Here is a 16,702-nt window from a genome sequence, read left to right as displayed (position 1 = left end):
TTTAAAGTCTATTTATAGCATAAGAGTTTATGATATCCTTGAGTTGTAGTTTTAAATCTTCACCAGTATCATAAACCATTTGTTCGTTAGTAGGGAAGGGGACACGTCTGTTGTTTATAAGCGCGATGTCGTTGGCATTTAATGCACGCTTATCACCTCTATATCTCGCAAATACATATTCGAAAACAAACTCACTATCAATAGGGAAAGCGTCTAGCAATTGATTTGATTTTAAATCTAAATACACCACATCTCCAATTACATGAGAGGATTTTGTTTGAATGGTTTCCATGTATCTTGCTTTTACATTAACTAGTTTATCTATTTTAATGTATTTGCCTAAGCTATCTTTTATAGCTTCGCCATTGCGGTCTTTTTTGTATTCCCAACCATCAACCACTTCTTTTTCTCTTATAAACTCACGTTCGTTTATGCGCTCTGGAGATACATTAATGCCTTTTAGATTAAGCTGCATTGCGTAATCGTAATTTAGGTTTTCTAATTTATTAACATGGTATTCGCTCCAAAATTTATTTAATCCGTAGGTGTTAAAGTTTAGTAAATCGTCTTCTAAACGGCTTGGGATAATTTGTTGCGTATCATTATTTAATGACACCAAAATATAGTTTTTACCCCGTTGGTGCGCTTCTTCTAGTAATTCTCGTGTGTTTTCGTAATTTGGGTTAATACGCTCTAGGTAGCTTAACTCAGAATACGCTTCTCTTATTACGCTTTTGTCATCAGACTCTAATAATTCTAAACCTTTTTCGTAGGTGTAGTCTGAAACCTTGTTTTTAGAATCTAAAATGGCATCACTGTAATTGTTGAAATTGAATGTTATATTTTTTCCATTGACTTTAAGCGGAAGAATAGGTTTTATAGCATTTTGGCGTGCATCTAAATCTAAATACATTTCAAAAATGGTTCTGTAGTTTTCTGGATTATTATCCTTTTTAAGATGTGCTATATTTTCTATATCGCGTTCTGTAACTTTATAGTAAGCATCTTGAAGCATTAAAGCATAATCGTAATTACGTTTTTTGTCTTTATTTGCTCTAAGTTTTTTTAATGCTGTATTTATGGCTTGATTGTAATTACCAGAGTTTACAGCTTTTTCAACTTGCTTTCTAGTATTACAGGCCATTATAAATAGGCTTAATACGAATATGAGTAGTATTTTTTTCATGGGTCTACTGTTTTGGTTATTTGGGTAGTAGTTTCAATAGTGATGCCAAAATACAATGAATATCTATGAAATACCAATATATTCGATAAAGTGTATTTAACTGTTTTTATTTGAAGGAATAAGTTTATAAAAATTAGTCTTGACAAATCTGCTAAAAGGATTGGATTAAGAAAAGGTTTTAGCAGATTTGCTCGCGTTAGGGATATTAGTGGATAGCCCAGAGTTTTTGCACCTTAGCGCAGAAGCGAGGACTTGTAACGGATAGCCCGACCCCTTGTGGGTAACGCCTAAAAATTAAAAATCCCGCACTAGGCAGGATTTTATATTTGTATTATTAAGATGTTTTATTTGCTGTAAACAGGGAGTAGTTTCGTAGAAACCTCACCAAAACCAATGCGAGTGCCATCGTTTTCACAATACCCGCGCATAATTACAGTATCGTTATCGTTTATAAATTTACGCTCGCTACCATCTTTCATTTTAATAGGTTTTTCGCCTCGCCAAGTAAGTTCTAACATGGAGCCGTAGCTATCTTTGGTAGGTCCAGAAATAGTGCCGCTTCCCATCATATCACCAGAATTAACAGGGCAACCATTAACAGTATGATGTGCTAATTGTTGTACCATATTCCAGTACAGATATTTAAAATTGGAGTTACTTACTACAGTTTCTTTAGCATTTTCTGGTTGTATAGCAACCTCTAAGTTAATATCGTAACTCTTTTTTCCTTTATATTTTAAATATGGTAACTGTTCTTTTTTAGGTTTTGGGCTTTCAACGCGGTAAGGTTCAAGAGCATCTAAAGTTACAATCCATGGTGAGATTGATGTTGCAAAGTTTTTAGCTAAAAATGGACCTAAAGGTACATATTCCCATTTTTGAATATCGCGAGCACTCCAATCGTTTAACAACACAAGTCCAAATATGTATTCTTCTGCCTCTTCAATAGGAATAGGTTCACCTAAATCATTCGCGTCTGTGGTGATGAAGGCCATCTCTAATTCAAAATCCACTAATTTACTTGGACCAAAAACAGGTTCTTTAACGCCGTTTGGTAAAGTTTGTCCTTGCGGTCTATGAACTGGAATTCCTGAAGGGATAATAGAACTACTTCTACCATGATAACCTACAGGTATATGCAGCCAGTTAGGTAGCAATGCGTTATCTGGGTCTCTAAACATGGTTCCTACATTGGTAGCATGCTCTATACTAGAGTAAAAATCGGTATAATCACCAATTTGGACAGGAAGCTGCATTTCAATTTCATCCAAACGAAATAAAATAATTTCTTTAACCTTAGTGTTTTTCTTTAAGGCCTCGTTTTTCGAGTCAAAAATTTCAGCAATTCTATTTCTAACGGCGCGCCATGTTTGCCTACCATCTGCAATAAAATCGTTTAAAGAATCTTGAAGAAAAATATCATCAGTAAGAGGGATCCCATCAAGATACCCTAGTTGGTGCAACGCGCCAAGATCTATTGCAGTGTCTCCAATACGAGTTCCTATGGTAATAATATCATCGCGGGTTAAAAATACTCCAAAAGGAATATTTTGTATGGGAAAGTCTGAATTTTTATCAACGTGTAACCATGATGTTCTATCTGGATTGTTAGCGGATAATGGCATAACTACTTTTTTTTTTAGATTATTGAATTCTTATCAAACCTACATATTTTTTTTATTTTAATTCAAAAAATAGTATAAAATCTGCATTAATTTTAATGGTTAATAAACCGTTGAAAACTTAAGCTGAAATCTCCTTTTTTTAAAGCTAATAACTAATCTATTTCCTATTTTTGCACATCATTAAAAAAGAATTTCATTTTTATGCAACGCGACGAACAAATTTTTGAACTTATTCAAGCAGAAAAAGAACGCCAACTACATGGTATAGAGCTTATTGCATCAGAGAATTTTGTTAGCTCACAAGTTATGGAAGCTGCAGGCTCTGTGTTAACTAATAAATATGCCGAAGGCTACCCTGGAAAACGTTATTATGGCGGTTGCGAAGTTGTTGATGAAGTAGAGCAAATTGCTATTGATAGAGCTAAAACCTTGTTTGGCGCAGCTTATGTAAACGTACAACCGCACTCTGGTAGTCAAGCTAATACAGCCGTGTATCATGCCTGTTTAAAGCCAGGAGATACTATATTGGGTTTTGATTTGTCACATGGTGGACATTTAACTCACGGATCTCCAGTAAATTTTTCTGGTAAGTTGTACAATCCTGTATTTTATGGGGTAGAGCAAGAAACAGGAGTTTTAAACTATGATAAAATTCAAGAGATAGCTACTAAAGAGCAACCAAAATTAATTATTGCTGGTGCTTCAGCATACTCAAGAGATATCGATTTTAAACGTTTTAGAACTATTGCAGATAGTGTTGGTGCTATATTATTAGCTGATATTTCGCATCCAGCAGGATTAATTGCTAAAGGTATTTTAAACGATCCGCTTCCACACTGTCATATCATTACTACCACAACGCATAAAACCTTAAGAGGTCCAAGAGGTGGTATGATTATGATGGGAAAAGATTTTGAAAACCCATTTGGTATAAAACTTAAAAATGGAAACTTACGTAAAATGTCTTCACTTTTAGATTCTGCAGTATTTCCAGGAAATCAAGGAGGACCTTTAGAGCATATTATTGCTGCAAAAGCAATTGCTTTTGGAGAAGCTTTAACTGATAATTTTTTACATTACCAATTGCAAGTTAAGAAAAATGCAGCAGCAATGGCTGATGCATTAGTAGCTAAGGGGTATAACATTATTTCTGGTGGTACAGATAATCATATGATGTTAATTGATTTACGTAATAAAAACGTTTCTGGTAAAGATGCAGAACAAGCTTTAGTAAAAGCTGATATTACTGCTAATAAAAATATGGTACCGTTTGATGATAAGTCACCATTTGTAACTTCTGGTATCCGTTTGGGAACAGCTGCAGTTACCACTCGTGGTTTAAAAGAAAATGATATGCTAGCTATAGTGGAGTTAATTGATGAAGTTATTACTAACTTTGAAGACAATGCGACTCTTGAAGCAGTTAAAACAAAAGTAAATACCATGATGAAGGACAAACCTTTGTTCGTATAGCCCTAAATCAAATCTAGTGTTAATTACATAGAAAACTCTGAGGTTTTGCCTCAGGGTTTTTTTTTGCGCGTTACCCACAAGGGGTCGGGCTTTCTGTTACAAGTCCTCGCTTCTGCGCTAGGGCGCAAAAGCTGTGGGCTATCCACTACAATCCCTAACGCAAGTAAGTTGTGACATTAAGTTTAGTTTAATGAGCAGGCTTCTCCAAGGGGCCTTCCCAAATAACCTGTTCAATCATCCACTTGTCTCCACGTTTAGAGAGTAGTATATAATCTATACCCCATCTAGCAGTGACTTTAGCAGAGGCAATTACATTTCCAATATCAAAAACTTCAACTTTTTTTGGAGCATCAGGGTTTGCAAATCGCTTTTTTTCTAAAACACCTCGAGCATAAGCTAAGGCTTTAGTATAAGACAAGTGATCTCGCTGCTTATATTCTCCCGAATCTTTATCTTTCCAAAATCCAAATTTATTGAGGGTAGGTTGTAGGCTTTTTTTAAGTTTATTTTCGTCACCTTCATAGAAACCTTCAATATAGTTCATACAGGCTTTTTCAACCCCTTTTTTATCTGCTTCAGTTTGAGCATAAGTAAAAGATATACTTAAAAAGAGAATGACTAGGATGGGTAGCTTTTTCATGTTTTACGTTTTTTGATTATTAGTAAAAACTAAAATAGCTGTATTTGAGTGGATTACTTGTTAATAGATTGTTAATCCTCTTCTTCAAAAGTAACATGTTGATATGCGCCTAAGTCTGGAGAACTGGTTCTATTAACATTCAAAATATCAAAAGGGACTTGAGATGCAAAAGATGCTAGACCTTGTCCGTTAGCAGCAGATTCATCACCAATAATTAGTTCATTTAAATCAACATCTTTAAAATTTGGGTCTTGATTAAAAATATTGCCTTCATATTTCGATGTATCATTAAAATCGTAGTTAGCTCCAGTAAAATTATTACTATTATCATCAAAACGAATCAAGCAATTGGTGAACTTGAAATTAAATACAACAGATGCATCTTCAACTTCATCTAAAAGAATTTCAGGATTATCATTTCCGTAGATAATACAATTGTTAAAATTAGCTTCTGTTAAATCAGCTAAGGTAGCAACGTTATTTTCGTCTACAATAAAATTATTTAGTAACACAGAAGGGAATTGTCTAAAGCCATTATCCCAGTAATTAGCTATTGTAGAATGTGTAAAATTATATTTACCTCCTAATGTTCCGGCAAATGAAGAAAGACCAGAATTATTGATAACCACATTTTCTCCAGAAATAGAGGTGTTTCTTCCAAGAATACCAAAGCTACTAGAGTTATAAATTTGAGTGTTTGTTATAGTAAGTTTATCGTTAGTTTCATTTGGATTGCCAATAGACCAAATTCCAATTAGAGAATTCTTTATAGTCGTGTAATTTATAGTATTATTTATACTACCTTCAACTAGTAAAATAGTACCCCATTGCCCAGGAACTTCAGAGAAATTTGGTTCTAATCGATCCCCTTCAAAAATCACTTCGTTTTCCATTAAATCTCTATCGTTACTGTAGGCACCATTTACATTAATTGAGGCGTTATTAGAAACAATGATGCCAGAGTTCTCATGAAAATGTAGACGAGTACCAGCTTCAATAGTTAAAGTTTCACCACTAGGTACTGTGGCAAACCCATAAATAACGTATGGTTTTTCATTGGTAAAGGTAAGTTCTGAGGGTTCTAATTCACGACCAAGAAATTGTACTTCACCAAAATCACTACCAATATCGAGAGTTAATCTATCAATAATATTATCATCATCTCTATCAGGGAAAATAAAAACAGCATCTTGTACAAGGGTTACTAATTCTACTTTTTGAAGATTAGAACCTGAATCAAACTCAATTTGATCTGTGTATAAATATGTGCCATCAAGGTTTGTAAAATTGTTTATATCTATAGTTGATTCAATAAAAATGAACAAACTATCCTCAGCTAATAGCTCTATATCTTCAAAACGCTTCCCTGAAATACCATCTACACTTAATCTATAATTTGAAGCCTCACCACCTGCTAAACCAAGAGATGGGATTACAATATCATCATCACTTTTATTATAAACTTTTAAATTATAAGTACTTGAGCCAATGTTTGTAAATACAGTATCCAAATAAACAGTGTCTCTTGAGAATTGAAGGCTGCCTGTGCTTGGAGAAAACTCAAAATCTTTTCTGCAAGAACTCCATAGTATTAAAAAACCTAAAGTGATTGTAAAGTATAAATAACGTTTCATTTGAAAGCTTTGGTTTAATTGGCTAAAAATATAACTTTTGAAGTTACATTTTATTATAATAGAATTAAAATTTAAAAAGCCTATGTATTATATGAGGTTTTTTTAGAATATTTATGGTTAATTACTCTAATATTTAGTAACCAAATAGATTTGAATTACATAGTTAGGTTATTTTACTATGTGTGTTCCTTTTTCTAATTTTATGAGGTAAGTAGAGCATGCTTTGTTAAATTTATTTTTGTATACCTTAGAAACCGTTTCGATGAAAGCTTTAGCTTCGCTTTTGGCAATAAGATTAATGGTGCATCCACCAAAACCGCCACCCATCATTCTAGCGCCCAATACATGTTTGTTTTTCTTTGTTTGGTTTACAAGGAAATCTAACTCATCGCAACTAACTTTGTATTGATTTGAGAGCCCTTGGTGAGACTGATATATTAGTGCTCCTAATTTCTTCAGATCATTATCCTCAATAGCTTTTGCAGCTTTTAATGTTCTTGAGTTCTCTTGAATTACGAATAATGCTTTCTGATAATTTGACGGGGGTACTTTATCGATTACTTTTTTTAAATCGGCCTCTGTGGCATCTCTTAAAGCTTTGATGTTTAATAGTTTTGAAATACTTTCGCATGCAGCGCGTCTATCATTATAAGCGCTATCAGACAAACTGTGCTTTACATTGGTATTTATAAGTATTAATTGATGGTCTTTAAAATCAATTTTATATGGTTTAGCTTCATTGTTTCTACAATCTAGATGTAAGGCATGCTCCTTTTTGCCAAACATACTAGCGTATTGATCCATAATACCACAGTTAACACCTACATAATTATGTTCTGCCTTTTGAGAAATCAGTATCATTTCTTCTTTAGTTAACTTTAATTCGAATAATTCATTTAAACCAAAAACAACACTATTTTCTAAAGCTGCCGATGAAGACATGCCTGCACCTCCTGGAATATTCCCTTTAAAAACAATATTAAAATTGCCTACTACCTTATTTTTGTTTTGTATTTCTGCAACAACACCTAGAACATAGTTTTCCCAACTACCTTCCTTCGAGGGTTTTATTTTATCCAATTCAAATTTAATTGTGCTATCTAAATCTAGAGCAACAGCAGTACAACTACTTGAAGCACTCTTTTGAATAGCAGCAGCAATTCCTTTATCAATTGCTGCAGGAAAAACAAATCCATCATTATAGTCTGTATGCTCTCCAATAATATTTATTCTTCCTGGAGAGAAAATCAATAATGGTTTAGACTTAAATTTTTCAATGAATGTTTTCTTTACATCTTTTATTAATGAAGCACTCATAATTAATTTAGTTTTCTGATATTTTTAAACCCCATGTTATTTTATAAGATTGATTTGGATTTAGAGTCTGCAAACCAATTTTATTATTAAAACTATCAGAAACACCTGTTGTAGGCTCAATAGCAATATTGTTTGGTTTTGGAGGGGTGTATAATTGCAAAAAGTTATTCTTTTCTGAAGAGTTTATGGCTATTTTGTAGTTGGGTGTATAGAAGTGAATAATTTCTGAATTTAGTACCCAACAATCATCAAGTTGTTGATTATTAATTTTAAATGGATCACTTGAATCAAATTTTTTTATTCCTGTTGTAATATTTCTTTTCCCAATTTTAAGTTTTTGGTCACTATCAAAGCGTAGCGAACTCTCGTGTAAATTTTTGCTTAAAAAATAAGGATGCCAACCAATAGTAAATGGGAAAGTGTTAGTATCCGTATTTTTAACGAATAAACTTAAGCTCAAATTATCTTTATAAAATTTATAAGTGATTTGAATACTATAAGTAAATGGAAACCCTATAGATTTATTTTCTTCAATGTACTCTAAAACAACTTCAGCGAAAGTTTCAGAAACATCTTGTTTGATTTTTTTAAATGTCTTGTTGAATACAAAGCCATGTAAAGCGTTTTGTTCCTCTTCATGATTAGTTTCTAGCTGATATTTCTTTTCATTAAAAGTATAATAGCCATCTTTAACTCTATTTGCAAATGGAAATAGGATAGAAGAGGCGTAGGTAGTCTCATAGCTTAAAGGTGACAAATCTTTTATTATTTCATGACCACCTAAAGTTAATTCTTGTAAACTAGCGCCATCATTTAAATGTATTTTACCAAATAGTTGTTTTTTGGAATCTTTTATTTCTAAAACATTTAAGTCTTTATTGTGATTAATTTTGAACATGTGTTTATTTTAAATTGCTCTATTTCAAATTTTTATATGTATTTATTTAAAGTAAATTTTATCTTATAGAATTATGAGTAACTCTACTTTTTCTCAATGCTTAATCTTAATTATATATAATTTATATCATAGTATGTTGTAAATATATGGGGATTTTAAAAAAAACCTAGCAACTCATACTAGTTTATGTTTTGCTAAACAAGGTGTTTAGCAACAATAATATCTATTTCCTTTAAAATTTTAAATTATATATTTGGTTCTGAATTTTTAACCAAATAAAAATATTACAATTATGACCGAAGGCTTTCATATGTGGGACTATGTAGTATTCATAGCCTACGCCATTTTGATACTAGGTGTAGGATTATGGGTATCTAGAGATAAAAAAGGACATCAAAAAAACGCTGAAGACTATTTTTTGGCAAGTAAATCATTACCATGGTGGGCTATAGGAACATCGTTAATAGCAGCAAATATATCGGCAGAACAGTTTATAGGTATGTCTGGTTCTGGATTTGCATTAGGCATAGCTATAGCATCATACGAATGGATGGCCGCATTAACATTAATAATAGTGGGTAAATATTTTTTACCAATTTTTATTGAAAAAGGCCTATACACTATCCCTGAGTTTGTTGAAAAACGTTTTTCAACTAATTTAAAAACCATATTAGCAGTATTTTGGCTAGGGCTTTACATTTTTGTTAATCTAGCTTCAGTACTTTATTTAGGAGGGTTAGCTATAGAAACAATTATGGGTATTGATATGATATATGCAATAATAGGGTTAGCCTTATTTGCTGCCGCATATTCATTATATGGTGGATTATCAGCAGTTGCATGGACTGATGTTATTCAAGTTGTGTTTTTAGTTTTAGGAGGTTTAGTTACTACGTATTTAGCTTTGAATACGGTTTCAGGAGGAGAAGGTGTTTTAGCCGGTTTCTCCAAAGTATGGGAAGCAGCACCAGAAAAGCTTCATATGATTCTTGAGGAAAGTAATGAAAATTATATTAATCTTCCAGGTATTTGGGTACTTGTTGGAGGGTTATGGGTAGCAAACCTTTACTATTGGGGATTCAATCAATATATCATCCAAAGAACTTTAGCAGCTAAATCATTGAAAGAGTCTCAAAAAGGTATTTTATTAGCCGCTTTCTTAAAGTTAATTATTCCTTTAATTGTAGTAATACCTGGTATTGCTGCTTATGTTATGGTTAACGACCCATCAATCATGGCAAATTTAGGAGAAATAGGAATGTTGAATACGCCTTCTACGGAACAAGCTGACAAAGCATACCCCTGGTTATTACAGTTTTTACCTACAGGGCTTAAAGGAGTAGCTTTTGCAGCATTAGCAGCTGCTGTAGTATCTTCCTTAGCGTCAATGTTGAATTCTACATCAACAATATTTACAATGGATATTTATAAGCAGTATTTTAATAAAAATGCTAATGATAAAACTACAGTTAATGTTGGTCGTATTTCAGCAGCTGTATCATTAATAATTGCTGTTGTTGTAGCACCACTTTTAGGGGGTATAGACCAAGCCTTTCAATTCATACAAGAATACACAGGTATAGTAAGTCCAGGTATATTAGCTGTATTCATTTTAGGTTTGTTTTGGAAAAAAACAACAAATAATGCGGCTATATGGGGAGCAATTTTATCTATACCAATTGCAGTGGCACTTAAATTTCTACCTATTCCTGCTTTTGAGCCTTGGATGCATCAAATGGGAATTACAGCTTTACTTACTATGGTAATCATTATTATTATGAGTAATATTCAAAACAAGGGAGCTGATGACCCTAAAGGTATTGAGGTTAGTAAGAACTTATTTAAAACTACTCCATTATTTAATATTGGATCAATAACAATTTGTATTCTACTAACAGTTTTATATGCCTTATTCTGGTAGATTTAATTTATTAATTTTATAAAAAGGCATCACCTAGTGGTGTCTTTTAAGTTTAAAATAACGCAAAAGGAAAATCTAGGTAATTTGAAGAATGGTATTACCAACCTTTTTTAAGTATAGCCATTTACTAAAATTAAACATTATTTAGAATAAAATTCAAAAGCATCAAAAATCACACGATTATCAACTAAACAATCAATTTTGCATTTCCCTACTTGCTCAAGAAGTACAAAATTAATATTACCATGATTATTCTTTTTGTCATATTTAAGCAATTCAATTATTGCAGGATAATCAGCTTCATCAAACTTAACCTTTTCGTAGTAGCCAATAAACAAATCTTTTATACCGTTGGTTGTTTCTCTAGGGAAACCCAATAATTCTGATGAAATATAACTCGCTAAGATCATACCTATTACAATAGCTTCACCATGAAGCAATGTCTTTTTATTTGGATGACTTAAAAAGTATGATTCTATGGCATGTCCTAATGTATGTCCGTAATTTAAGGTTTTTCTCAATCCATTTTCAAAAGGATCTTGTTCAACAACATTTTTTTTAATGACTACAGATTCATGAATTAATTCATCTAAATCATCTAATTTAAGCTTTGAAAGGTCTTGAAATTTACTCCAATAGCTCTCACCAGTTATTAATCCATGTTTTAGCATTTCTGCTAAACCAGAACGCATTTGATCAGTAGGTAGAGTATATAAAAATTCTGTATCAATAAGCACTAAATTAGGATTACTAATAACACCAATTTGGTTTTTTAAATGCCCTAAATCAACACCAGTTTTGCCTCCCACAGAAGCATCTACCATAGATAAAAGGGTAGTAGGCACATTTATGTAATCAATTCCTCTTTTAAAAGTACAGGCAACAAAACCTCCTAAGTCTGTAATAACACCACCACCTATATTAATCATCAAACTTTTCCTGTCAGCATCAAGTTCAGAAAGCGTATTCCAAACTCCTGTGCAAGTATCAATAGTTTTATTTATTTCTCCAGATTCTATTTCAATAATTTCTATTGCTACTGTAGTTTCTAATTTTTTTAAAAATTTGCCTAAGCAATATTGATGGGTGTTTTCATCGACTAAGATGAATATTTTAGAAAAATTGTTCTCTTTAAGATGTTGATTTAAAGAAGGGTAGCATGTATCATTAAAATGAATTATACTATCATTGGCTTGAATAGAATTCATACAAATGTTATTGTTTTTTAAGGCTGTGAAATTAAGGAGTTTTTATATAAAATGATAACTTAGCTATAATTATCTTTGTTTAAATTTTTTAAGAACAATGAATACTGACTTGATTTTTGATAATACTGAAGTAGCGTTTTCATTAAAAACAGACACTGAGTTAGAACGTGCATATTTTTTGTTTAAAATGATTTCCATAGAACCTTTGGTTAAAATTGGCACAATAGCTACAAACTTTGCATTGAAAGTTAATATGCCCGTTGAGGGTTTAATACGCTCTACAGTGTTTGATCATTTTTGTGGTGGCGTCAACGAAGAAGATTGCTTATATGTTATTGATAAGATGTACAACAAAGGTGTAAGTTCTGTCTTGGATTATTCTGTTGAAGGAAAAGAAAATGAACAAGAATTTGATTCTGCAAGAGATAAAGTTTTAAAAATAATAGATTTTGCCAAAGAAATAGATGCTATTCCGATTGCCGTTTTTAAACCAACTGGATTTGGCCGTTTCTATTTGTATGAAAAGATTACCAAAGGTGATAAATTGGATGAAAAGGAACAGGCTGAATGGGATAGAGTAGTTGATAGGTTTAATGCCGTATGCCAAAAGGCTAAGGAAAATGATGTTGCAGTACTAATAGACGGTGAGGAAAGTTGGATGCAAGATGCAGCAGACACTTTAGTAACGCAAATGATGCAAAAGTATAACAGCGAAAAGCCTATTGTTTACAATACCTTACAAATGTATAGGCATGATAGGTTAGCCTTTTTGAAAAGTGAACATGATAAAGCCAAAGTAGGTAAATACTTTCTTGGATATAAATTAGTAAGAGGCGCATATATGGAAAAAGAAAATGAAAGGGCAGAGGACAAAGGATACAAATCTCCAATATGTGCGAGTAAAGCTCTTACTGATGAAAATTTTAATCAAGGTTTGAAATATATGATTGATAATTTGGATTGCATGTCTTTGTTTGCGGGTACTCACAATGAAGACAGTTCATATCTTTTGATCAGTCTGATGAATGAAAAGGGATTACTAAACAACGACCCTAGGATATGGTTTGGGCAATTGTATGGCATGAGCGATCATATTAGTTTTAATTTAGCAAACAAAGGATATAATGTTGCTAAATATATTCCTTTTGGACCAGTAAAAGACGTTATGCCTTATTTAATAAGAAGAGCAGAAGAAAACACATCAGTTGCGGGACAAACAGGACGCGAGTTAGCTTTAATAACCAGAGAAAAAAAACGTAGAAATCAACCTAAGAACTAAATATATTTAGATAAAATATTTTTTATTTCATGATGAGGCGTATTTGGTGAAATATTTTTCAGTTCAATAAAATCTATGTTTTTGTAACTAAAACTATTTAGCTTCTTTATAGCGAGTATATCAATATCATTAGTTGTAACTAAACTTTCATTTTCAGATATAATATCCTCATATAATTTTTCTCCTGGTCTTAACCCAATAATTCTAATTTCTGGTGTTTTTAGAATGATATCATAAAAAGAAATTAATCTTTCTATAATATCAATGATTTTTATAGGAAACCCCATATTTAGAGTATATAAATCATAATCGAAGTTCTTTTTAGAAGCTAGCTTCAATATAAGGTTACAAGCTTTTTGTTTACTAATAAATAATCTCGTTATAGATTTATCAGTAATTGTAATAGGCTTACCAAACTCTATTTGTCTTTTAAATAGTGGTATTATTGATCCGTTTGAACCAAAAATATTTCCAAATCGAGTTGTTATAAAATGAGTTGTACTGTTTTTATTTATAAAATGCATATAGTTTTCACCAATTCGTTTTGATATACCCATAATTCCAATTGGGTTTACAGCTTTATCAGTTGAAATGAAGACAAATTTTTTAACGTTACTTTGGTTAGCCAAATCGGCTAATAATTTAGTTCCTAAAATATTTAATTCGACTGCCTTATAAGGATTACTTTCCATTATAGGTACATGCTTATAGGCTGCTGCATGAAAAATAATTGTAGGATTGTAAGTTTTAAACAAGTGTTTTAAAGATTTTTCATCAGTAACATCAAGTAAAATAAAATCCACATGATTAAAATCTTCAAATTCTAATTCTTTTATAAGTTCATACAAAGGAGATTCGGCAACATCTACTAATATCAGTTTTCTATATTTACTGTTAACTAATAGTCTGGTGAGTCCGCTACCTATGGTTCCAGCTGCTCCAGTAACTAAAATAATATCATCAGAAAAATCAAATGAGCCTAATTGATTTAGTTTTTCACTCTTTAATGGAAATAGTCCTGAGTCGTAGAGCATATTATCAATACGATTTGCAGTTTCTGTGTTCATAAAGCTATTTTAAGAAAGGGACGCTATTAAACTAACCTCCAAATTATGAATAATAATGATGTGTGCCAAATATGAAAACTATTTAGCAATCACTTTAATTAGTGTAAGCCATATTAATTTGAAATCAAAAAATAAATTACTTTTTTTAATATATTCCTTATTGAATTTAAGCTTATCGGGAATAATCGTTTTGATAAAAAATTCTTCTGGATTTTCAGCAGCTTTTAGAAGTTCTACTTCGTTTCTGTATTTTAAAGAAGCTAACCCTGTAATACCAGGTCTTACCTGAAATATTTTCATATCGTCCTCATTGTAAAAGTTAACATAATAGCGCAGCTCTGGTCTAGGACCAACAAAACTCATATCACCCTTTAATATATTAATTAACTGTGGGAATTCATCTATTTTATAACGCCTTAAGAAATAACCTATTTTTGTTATTCTTGAATCATTATTTCCAAGAGTTAAGAGGCCTTTTTTATCAGATTCTATTCTCATAGTTCTGAACTTATAAATATTGAAGTCTTTATTTTGTTTACCAACACGAGCTTGAACAAAAAACACTGGACCTTTTGAATCTAATTTTATTAAAATAGCTATAATTAAGAGTAGAGGTAAAAATATAACCAGCCCGATTATTGAAAAAATAATGTCAAATATTCGTTTTGACATCTTATCTAGACGAATTAAAGTTTGTTATAGTTGCTATACTATCACAGTTTTCAACAACCATAGAAACACCAAAATTATCATAGCTGCTTTCTATATAATAAGCTCCGCAAGGTTTTTGTCTTGGGTTACTTTTAGAAAAGTCTATATCCCCATTTTTTAAAATATTAGCAATGTGCGTTGTATCTATGTTATAACTAGCTAATTTGAAGTAAACATCTTGATTATAACTAATTTTTTTTAACTGGATGTTTTTTAGGACTCTCGCTTCAGGTCCATAGCTACAGGAAGTTTTTTTGCCATTTAAAAAAAAAGCTAGTATGATAAGTCCTATAGAAAAACCTCCAAGATAATAGCCGATACGCTGAATTAATTTCATTTAAAATTCTAAGGTTTTATTTGATGTTTTACGTTTAAAATATTAACAAGTTTACATCGCTATACTTTAAATCAAACCATTCACCAACAGATTTACTTGTTAAAATACCGTGGTAAAAGTACAACCCATTTTTTAAACCTTTATCAAATCTCAAAGAATTTTCTATACCGCCATCTTCAGCTATTTTTAGCAAATAAGGTGTAAAAATATTGCTAATTGAAACTGTTGCTGTACGCGGATATCGTGCAGGAATATTAGGCACGCAATAATGCACTACATTATGTTTTATAAAAGTTGGTTGTTTATGTGAGGTAACTTCACTTGTCTCAAAACACCCACCCATATCTATACTAACATCAATAATTATTGCACCTTTTTTCATCGATTCCACCATAGTCTGAGAAACAACTATTGGAGATCTATTAGTGCCTCTTACAGCCCCAATTACTACATCACAACGTTTTAAAGCTTTTAATAGATTTTTGGGTTGAATCGTTGATGTAAAAAGCGGGCGCCCTAATTGGGATTGAATACATCTTAGTTTCGTAATCGAATTATCAAATACTTTTACACCTGCTCCCAAGCCCAGTGCACTTCGTGCTGCAAATTCTCCTACTGTACCAGCTCCCAAAATCACGACTTCAATTGGCGGTACTCCACTTATATTACCAAACATTAACCCATTGCCAATTTTTGAATCCGATAATAATTCTGAAGCTATTAATACAGATGCGGTACCTGCTATTTCACTCAAAGATTTCACAGCAGGATAACTTCCATCTGTATCTCTGATAAACTCAAAGGCCAACGCCGTAATTCTTTTAGAGGCCAAAGCTTCAAAGTATTTTTTTGTCTGAGTTTTTATTTGCAATGCAGAAATTAAAATAGTTTGAGGGTTTAATAATTTTATTTGATCAAGGGTAGGAGGCTCAACTTTTAATATCATTGGGCACGAAAATACTTTTGCAGTATCTTTAGTTATTTCAGCCCCAGCTTCACTGTAATCCTTATCACTAAAATTCGCCCCGTTTCCAGCTCCAGATTCTATCAAAACCCTGTGACCATTGTTTACTAGAGCATAAACGGCATCAGGTGTTAAACATATGCGTTTTTCTTGAAAGGCAGTTTCCTTAGGAATGCCAATAAATAATTCTCCTTTTTTTCTAAAAATTTCAAGAGTTTCTTCTTGTGGTAAAAGTTGTTGCTTAGTAAATGGAGAAATTGGTTGTTTTGACATGGTTAAATCAAGTTATTAAATTTCAAATTACAAATAAATTTTTATAAAAAGTAATAGTTTTGGTACTCAAAATATTAAATATGCTTTTTATCGATTACATTTATCTGATAAAACAGCCAATTATCGCTTAATTTTTAAAGGTTTGTAGTTAATATCATAAGTTCGTTTT

The 16,702-nt window shown here is 31.9% G+C and carries 14 protein-coding genes; 3 read left to right on the top strand and 11 right to left on the bottom strand.

Annotation, left to right across the window (positions count from 1 at the left end; all coding sequences use genetic code 11):
- Position 1 precedes the first annotated feature (1 nt).
- Both Q0772_RS08345 and fahA read right to left on the bottom strand, forming a co-directional pair.
- Positions 2-1,186 (bottom strand): hypothetical protein, encoded by a 1,185-nt coding sequence (locus Q0772_RS08345; protein ID WP_298342843.1) that lies wholly within the window; start codon positions 1,184-1,186, stop codon positions 2-4.
- 344 nt (positions 1,187-1,530) lie between these two features.
- The gene (gene fahA, locus Q0772_RS08340; RefSeq protein ID WP_298342839.1) at positions 1,531-2,811 is read right to left on the bottom strand and encodes a fumarylacetoacetase; all 1,281 of its coding nucleotides are present in this window, start codon (positions 2,809-2,811) and stop codon (positions 1,531-1,533) included.
- Positions 2,812-3,012: 201 nt separating this feature from the next.
- On the opposite strand from fahA, the gene glyA reads away from it, so the two are divergent.
- Positions 3,013-4,284, top strand: coding sequence for a serine hydroxymethyltransferase (glyA, locus tag Q0772_RS08335; protein WP_298342836.1), 1,272 nt, complete (start codon positions 3,013-3,015; stop codon positions 4,282-4,284).
- A 187-nt stretch (positions 4,285-4,471) separates the two neighbouring features.
- Here the strand turns inward: glyA and Q0772_RS08330 are convergent, their stop codons facing one another.
- From Q0772_RS08330 to Q0772_RS08315, 4 genes are all read right to left on the bottom strand, one after another.
- Positions 4,472-4,924: a nuclear transport factor 2 family protein gene (locus Q0772_RS08330; RefSeq protein WP_298342832.1), complete on the bottom strand. Its 453-nt coding sequence runs from the start codon at positions 4,922-4,924 to the stop codon at positions 4,472-4,474.
- Between the two features lie 71 nt (positions 4,925-4,995).
- A complete protein-coding gene (locus Q0772_RS08325) occupies positions 4,996-6,558 on the bottom strand; it encodes a hypothetical protein (RefSeq protein WP_298342829.1) in 1,563 nt (520 codons plus the stop codon).
- 168 nt (positions 6,559-6,726) lie between these two features.
- Positions 6,727-7,875, bottom strand: coding sequence for a galactokinase (gene galK, locus Q0772_RS08320; RefSeq protein WP_298342827.1), 1,149 nt, complete (start codon positions 7,873-7,875; stop codon positions 6,727-6,729).
- A gap of 7 nt (positions 7,876-7,882) precedes the next feature.
- Positions 7,883-8,773 (bottom strand): aldose 1-epimerase, encoded by an 891-nt coding sequence (locus Q0772_RS08315; protein WP_298342824.1) that lies wholly within the window; start codon positions 8,771-8,773, stop codon positions 7,883-7,885.
- Positions 8,774-9,065: 292 nt separating this feature from the next.
- On the opposite strand from Q0772_RS08315, the gene Q0772_RS08310 reads away from it, so the two are divergent.
- Positions 9,066-10,694 (top strand): sodium/sugar symporter, encoded by a 1,629-nt coding sequence (locus Q0772_RS08310; protein ID WP_298342821.1) that lies wholly within the window; start codon positions 9,066-9,068, stop codon positions 10,692-10,694.
- Positions 10,695-10,834: 140 nt separating this feature from the next.
- Here Q0772_RS08310 and aroB read toward each other — a convergent pair whose 3' ends face one another.
- The gene (gene aroB, locus Q0772_RS08305) at positions 10,835-11,902 is read right to left on the bottom strand and encodes a 3-dehydroquinate synthase (RefSeq protein ID WP_298342818.1); all 1,068 of its coding nucleotides are present in this window, start codon (positions 11,900-11,902) and stop codon (positions 10,835-10,837) included.
- A gap of 97 nt (positions 11,903-11,999) precedes the next feature.
- On the opposite strand from aroB, the gene Q0772_RS08300 reads away from it, so the two are divergent.
- On the top strand, positions 12,000-13,181 hold the full coding sequence (locus tag Q0772_RS08300) for a proline dehydrogenase family protein (protein WP_298342815.1): 1,182 nt from the start codon (positions 12,000-12,002) through the stop codon (positions 13,179-13,181).
- Here the strand turns inward: Q0772_RS08300 and Q0772_RS08295 are convergent.
- The 4 genes from Q0772_RS08295 to Q0772_RS08280 all read right to left on the bottom strand — a co-directional run bounded on the left by Q0772_RS08295 (position 13,178) and on the right by Q0772_RS08280 (position 16,533).
- On the bottom strand, positions 13,178-14,248 hold the full coding sequence (locus tag Q0772_RS08295; protein ID WP_298342812.1) for an SDR family NAD(P)-dependent oxidoreductase: 1,071 nt from the start codon (positions 14,246-14,248) through the stop codon (positions 13,178-13,180). The genes Q0772_RS08300 and Q0772_RS08295 overlap by 4 nt on opposite strands.
- 78 nt (positions 14,249-14,326) lie before the next feature.
- Positions 14,327-14,920 (bottom strand): sugar transferase, encoded by a 594-nt coding sequence (locus Q0772_RS08290; protein ID WP_298342807.1) that lies wholly within the window; start codon positions 14,918-14,920, stop codon positions 14,327-14,329.
- A gap of 1 nt (position 14,921) precedes the next feature.
- Positions 14,922-15,296 carry a hypothetical protein gene (locus Q0772_RS08285; RefSeq protein WP_298342804.1) on the bottom strand — a complete coding sequence of 125 codons (375 nt, stop codon included), beginning with the start codon at positions 15,294-15,296 and terminating at the stop codon, positions 14,922-14,924.
- A gap of 34 nt (positions 15,297-15,330) precedes the next feature.
- Positions 15,331-16,533 (bottom strand): alanine dehydrogenase, encoded by a 1,203-nt coding sequence (locus Q0772_RS08280; protein ID WP_298342801.1) that lies wholly within the window; start codon positions 16,531-16,533, stop codon positions 15,331-15,333.
- Positions 16,534-16,702 lie beyond the last annotated feature (169 nt).

It is taken from the genome of uncultured Algibacter sp. (assembly GCF_947490405.1).
Lineage (GTDB): Bacteria > Bacteroidota > Bacteroidia > Flavobacteriales > Flavobacteriaceae > Algibacter_B.
The sequence above is the reverse complement of the archived record's forward strand: the minus strand, read 5'-3'. Positions and strand labels throughout refer to the sequence as shown.

Bases quoted from the DNA above. Each gene is read 5' to 3' on its own strand.
- Q0772_RS08345 (WP_298342843.1), bottom strand. From the start codon at position 1,186: ATGAAAAAAATACTACTCATATTCGTATTAAGCCTATTTATAATGGCC.
- fahA (WP_298342839.1), bottom strand. From the start codon at position 2,811: ATGCCATTATCCGCTAACAATCCAGATAGAACATCATGGTTACACGTT.
- glyA (WP_298342836.1), top strand. From the start codon at position 3,013: ATGCAACGCGACGAACAAATTTTTGAACTTATTCAAGCAGAAAAAGAA.
- Q0772_RS08330 (WP_298342832.1), bottom strand. From the start codon at position 4,924: ATGAAAAAGCTACCCATCCTAGTCATTCTCTTTTTAAGTATATCTTTT.
- Q0772_RS08325 (WP_298342829.1), bottom strand. From the start codon at position 6,558: ATGAAACGTTATTTATACTTTACAATCACTTTAGGTTTTTTAATACTA.
- galK (WP_298342827.1), bottom strand. From the start codon at position 7,875: ATGAGTGCTTCATTAATAAAAGATGTAAAGAAAACATTCATTGAAAAA.
- Q0772_RS08315 (WP_298342824.1), bottom strand. From the start codon at position 8,773: ATGTTCAAAATTAATCACAATAAAGACTTAAATGTTTTAGAAATAAAA.
- Q0772_RS08310 (WP_298342821.1), top strand. From the start codon at position 9,066: ATGACCGAAGGCTTTCATATGTGGGACTATGTAGTATTCATAGCCTAC.
- aroB (WP_298342818.1), bottom strand. From the start codon at position 11,902: ATGAATTCTATTCAAGCCAATGATAGTATAATTCATTTTAATGATACA.
- Q0772_RS08300 (WP_298342815.1), top strand. From the start codon at position 12,000: ATGAATACTGACTTGATTTTTGATAATACTGAAGTAGCGTTTTCATTA.
- Q0772_RS08295 (WP_298342812.1), bottom strand. From the start codon at position 14,248: ATGAACACAGAAACTGCAAATCGTATTGATAATATGCTCTACGACTCA.
- Q0772_RS08290 (WP_298342807.1), bottom strand. From the start codon at position 14,920: ATGTCAAAACGAATATTTGACATTATTTTTTCAATAATCGGGCTGGTT.
- Q0772_RS08285 (WP_298342804.1), bottom strand. From the start codon at position 15,296: ATGAAATTAATTCAGCGTATCGGCTATTATCTTGGAGGTTTTTCTATA.
- Q0772_RS08280 (WP_298342801.1), bottom strand. From the start codon at position 16,533: ATGTCAAAACAACCAATTTCTCCATTTACTAAGCAACAACTTTTACCA.